This is a genomic window from Bacillus sp. 05T31 (assembly GCF_056396725.1).
The window spans coordinates 1-4,148 of the sequence record NZ_JBFTMA010000643.1; the positions used below are offsets into that span (position 1 = coordinate 1).

Annotated in this window: 6 protein-coding genes and 1 pseudogene; 4 read left to right on the plus strand and 3 right to left on the minus strand. The window is 35.8% G+C overall.

Features of this window, described 5'->3' with window-relative positions; all coding sequences use genetic code 11:
• From AC1DJR_RS25745 to AC1DJR_RS25760, 4 genes are all read left to right on the plus strand, one after another.
• Window positions 1–645: sigma 54-interacting transcriptional regulator (locus AC1DJR_RS25745; protein WP_477003834.1), on the plus strand; the 645-nt coding region annotated here is incomplete at its 5' end.
• A gap of 73 nt (window positions 646–718) precedes the next feature.
• Entirely contained in the window at window positions 719–991 is a 273-nt protein-coding gene (locus AC1DJR_RS25750) for a (2Fe-2S)-binding protein (protein ID WP_477003835.1), read from the plus strand.
• Entirely contained in the window at window positions 988–1,320 is a 333-nt protein-coding gene (locus tag AC1DJR_RS25755) for a (2Fe-2S)-binding protein (protein WP_429688267.1), read from the plus strand. Before AC1DJR_RS25750 ends, AC1DJR_RS25755 begins: the two co-directional genes overlap by 4 nt.
• Window positions 1,317–2,552 carry an NAD(P)/FAD-dependent oxidoreductase gene (locus AC1DJR_RS25760; protein WP_477003836.1) on the plus strand — a complete coding sequence of 412 codons (1,236 nt, stop codon included), beginning with the start codon at window positions 1,317–1,319 and terminating at the stop codon, window positions 2,550–2,552. The genes AC1DJR_RS25755 and AC1DJR_RS25760 overlap by 4 nt, the downstream gene beginning before the upstream one ends.
• 62 nt (window positions 2,553–2,614) lie before the next feature.
• Here the strand turns inward: AC1DJR_RS25760 and AC1DJR_RS25765 are convergent.
• The 3 genes and pseudogenes from AC1DJR_RS25765 to AC1DJR_RS25775 form a co-directional block, all read right to left on the minus strand.
• Window positions 2,615–2,857: pseudogene (locus AC1DJR_RS25765) on the minus strand (hypothetical protein); the annotation flags it as partial.
• A 39-nt stretch (window positions 2,858–2,896) separates the two neighbouring features.
• Window positions 2,897–3,409, minus strand: coding sequence for a DUF6609 family protein (locus AC1DJR_RS25770; protein ID WP_429688284.1), 513 nt, complete (start codon window positions 3,407–3,409; stop codon window positions 2,897–2,899).
• A 381-nt stretch (window positions 3,410–3,790) separates the two neighbouring features.
• Window positions 3,791–4,099, minus strand: coding sequence for a YxcD family protein (locus AC1DJR_RS25775; protein ID WP_000447767.1), 309 nt, complete (start codon window positions 4,097–4,099; stop codon window positions 3,791–3,793).
• Between the last annotated feature and the right edge of the window lie 49 nt (window positions 4,100–4,148).

The following is a 4,148-nucleotide window of genomic DNA, read 5'->3' on the forward strand; positions in this document are numbered from 1 at the left end:
GGCGAAATGCCGCTCGATATGCAAGTGAAACTTTTGCGTGTACTGCAGGAACGAAAGTACTACCGAGTTGGTGGAGAAAAAGAAATACATATCGATTTCCGCATTATCGCTGCTACAAATCGTGATTTACAAGAAGAAATGAGAAAAGGAACTTTCCGAGAAGATTTATACTATCGCTTAAATGTAGTTAGCTTGCTTATTCCACCGCTGCGCGAAAGACGAGAGGATATTATCGAATTAACCTATTCCTTCTTAAACGATTTTTCAATAAACTATAACAGGCCTATTCGCGACTTACCTTCAAATATTATGCATGAACTGCTTCATTACAATTGGCCTGGTAATATTCGCGAGCTCCGCAACGTAGTTGAAAGACTCGTCGTATTTGCGACAGACGGCATTATAAAACAAGAATATTTACCGTTTCATACAAATGATACTTTAGACAATCATACAGCTCATTCCTTATTAATCAGCAATAATAATACGATTCTTTCTTTACAAGAAGAAATGGATGAGCACGAGAAAAAGGTAATTGAAAGAGCTTTACGCATTTTAGATGGTAATAAATTAGAATGTGCGAAACAACTTGGGGTAACGAGGGCCACTTTATATAACCGTTTAAAAAGACTAGGGTTACAATAATCCCTCTCCTCCTCTATATTGGCATAGTTTTTGCATAATAATTTATGTAAACCGAACTAGAGGAGGAATACATATGACGAATAAAGAGAACTTAATTGTTTGTCGTTGTGAAGAAGTTACATACGGACAACTTCAATCGACAATTGYTGAATATAATTGCTCRGCWMGWGARYTAAAACTAAGAACACGTGCTGGYATGGGWTTTTGYRGYGGTMGMACATGTAGAATGAYGATAGAWCGAATGGTAGAAAATGCGAATCCTAACATATCCCAAAATGAAATTCCATTAAAATATCAACCGCCAGTGCGTGCAGTTACTTTTGGAGCGGTAGGTGACAATCAATGAGTAGAATTACACATCACCCTATTTTAGGTAGTTTAAATAGTAGTCAGCGTATCAATTTTCAATTTAATGGTCAACAATATGAAGCATATGGACATGAAACGATAGCGGCCGCTCTACTTGCAAACGGAATAAGAACGTTAAGAGTGCATGAAGATAGCGGAACTCCGCGAGGTTTTTATTGTAATATCGGGCATTGTTCTGAATGCCGCGTGACTGTAAACAATCAAACGAATGTACGAGCTTGCTTAACTGTAGTTGAAAACGATATGGTTGTTGAAAGCGGAAAACAGCATCCAAATATCGTGAGAGAGATGGTGAAAAAGCGATGATCGATGTAATTATTATTGGCGCAGGACCARCAGGATTATCAGCTTCCATCTCTTGTGCACGTTTTGGACTTAACGTACTTGTTATTGATGAATTTATGAAGCCGGGCGGGAGATTGTTAGGACAGTTGCATCAAGAGCCTACTGGGGAATGGTGGAACGGAATAGAAGAATCAAAGCGCCTTCATGAAGAAGCAAAATCCCTTTCAGTCGAAATTCGGTGCGGTGTTTCCGTATATAACTTAGATGAAGATGAGAGGTCTTGGTTCGTGCATACAAATATCGGTACGYTAGAAGCACCGTTCGTACTAATTGCTACTGGGGCTGCTGAGTATTCCATTCCCCTTCCTGGATGGACACTTCCAGGAGTTATGTCAATTGGAGCAGCTCAAGTTATGACAAATGTTCACCGCGTTCAAGTTGGTAAAAAAGGAATCATTATCGGTGCTAATATTTTGTCATTCGCYATTTTAAAYGAATTRCAATTAGCTGGMATYAMAGTRGAWCATATTGTACTYCCYGAAAAAAGCGAATTAAGCCAAAAGGCCGGTGAACCAGAAGAAGTTTTAAACTCACTCTTAAATGCGGCTCACCTCGCCCCATCTCCCTTCCTACGTATAGGTAGCCGTTTTATGAAATATGATTGGATTCGAAAAGCTGGATTAACATTTTATCCAAATAGCGGCATGAAAATAAACGGGACGCCGCTTCATCTTCGTAAAGCTGCACTTGAAATTATCGGTACAGATCAAGTAGAGGGTGTACGTGTTGCTAACATTGACTCTAAAGGGAATATTATTAACGGATCAGAAAAGATATATGAGGCAGACTTCGTTTGTATAGCCGGAGGTTTATATCCGCTTGCTGAGCTTGCCGCTGTAGCAGGTTGTCCGTTCCATTACATCCCTGAACTTGGTGGGCATGTCCCGCTCCATTCAGAAGAAATGGATACCCCTCTTCCAGGTTTATTTGTTGCTGGAAATATTACCGGAATTGAAAGCGGGAAAATCGCGATGGCGCAAGGTACTGTCGCTGGATATTCAATCGTAAAACAAGCTAATAAAACATCTAATTCGGTTGAAAAACATTTACAACAAGCAATTCAAAATGTCCACACTGTGCGTCAACAAGCTGCGATTCAGTTTAATCCGATGGTTGATGTTGGTAGACAAAAGATGAATGAGATTTGGCGTGATTTTCAATCATTTGAAGAAAATCAACAAATGAAAGCGTGAAATACTAGCATATAAAAAAGGTGGTAGATTCATTTCCACCGCCTTTTTTATAATTTTCGTACAAATTGCGCAGCATACCATGCATGAGATAGTCGAATACCTGTTTTCGTGTGCAAAGTTGTTAAAACCAGTATGTATATTACCAGTAATGCAATTACTGGTGCAAATCTAACAAATTGCAAAAGATTTATTAAAAAGCGTTTTTTTGAACTTAGGTGATTTGCTTCGTATTTAAACATCTGTTTCGTTATATAATGAACAAAAAATATTAATCCTACACTAATAGCTAACATAAAAAATATCATTACTACGCCTTCTTTTCTAATGTATTAATCAACTGTATTTTAAAAATCAATAGGACTTAACCTAATAAAAATTACACCAACTAAAATTTTCATTAAACCATCTACTACAAAAAAGACATCTAGATTTACGTTAGTAATGATTAATCCTATGAATGAATTGATTATTAAAATGATGGATAGAAAAAACATCATTTTTCCATGTACCGGAATAAACATTAAAAAATGAACACCTACAGCTAAAAGAATTAATAGCCAGCAATTTCTATAATCATCACCAACAAAATGAAAAATGAGAAAAACTAAAATAGCCAATATAATCATTGAAAAATTAGCCCACTTCTTTTGTTCCGGTGTTCCAGAACCAACTGCAAATTTCTTCCTAGTTTTAGAGTTCAATTGCCATATCATTCCTAATGTATAAACAATAATAAAAGGCCAAACGTTTGGATAGCCGTTATGTTTTATTAAAAGTAAAAACATTGCTGCTCCAGCAATTATTAGCCAAATCCCATTAATCTTTTGTCTAGGATACTTGTAAGTTTGTATTTCCATGTTCCGTTCTCCTTTTTCGAACTTTTCTAATCTTCTCGATATACACACTTCTTTTTTACCAGAAGCCTCATGAGCAAATTCAGCTAAATTCACACCATCATTCTTCTACCTCGCTTTGAATAATAAAATATTAGATTTCTGAAATATCATATCAAATATAGTTGTGATTTATTTGTCGTAATTCGTCGAATAGATAAATAAAAGTCGTTTTATGTCAAAATTATTATTTATTTGGATAGCCAACTTTGGATTAGATAGATAAAATGATGCAAATACTAAATTGAAGACACATGAAATACTGGATTTTATTCTAAAAGAAGAAACATACTAGCAATATTAATCCAAATAAAAAAACTGTTAGAGCATACAGCTCTAACAGTTTTATTGTTCATTATTATTAAATTTCGCTAATGCGTAAATGCCTTCTTCATCATCTAATTCAAGTTGCAATCTTGCTGCAAATGAATTGACGTTGTATTCTCGATCAAGTAGTAAGCGTAGTGCTTCGATTAAGTTTGCTTGAATTAAAATTTGCTGGCGACCATTTACCTCTACTTCTGCAGAGAAACCGTAGTCATCATCATACATTAGTTCAACTGAAACTTCTTCTGGACCAACTTGTCKTTTTTCAGCGATATATACRCAAAGCGCATTTATAAGYTCTTGTTCAGAAATTTTTATTGTTTCCATGCTACTTCATCTGCCTTTTTCTTACGTTGATCTTTGAAGTATTTAAATG

What these genes read in the sequence shown, in the direction of transcription:
- AC1DJR_RS25755 (WP_429688267.1), top strand. Translation starts at nt 988, where the DNA reads ATGAGTAGAATTACACATCACCCTATTTTAGGTAGTTTAAATAGTAGT.
- AC1DJR_RS25770 (WP_429688284.1), bottom strand. Translation starts at nt 3,409, where the DNA reads ATGGAAATACAAACTTACAAGTATCCTAGACAAAAGATTAATGGGATT.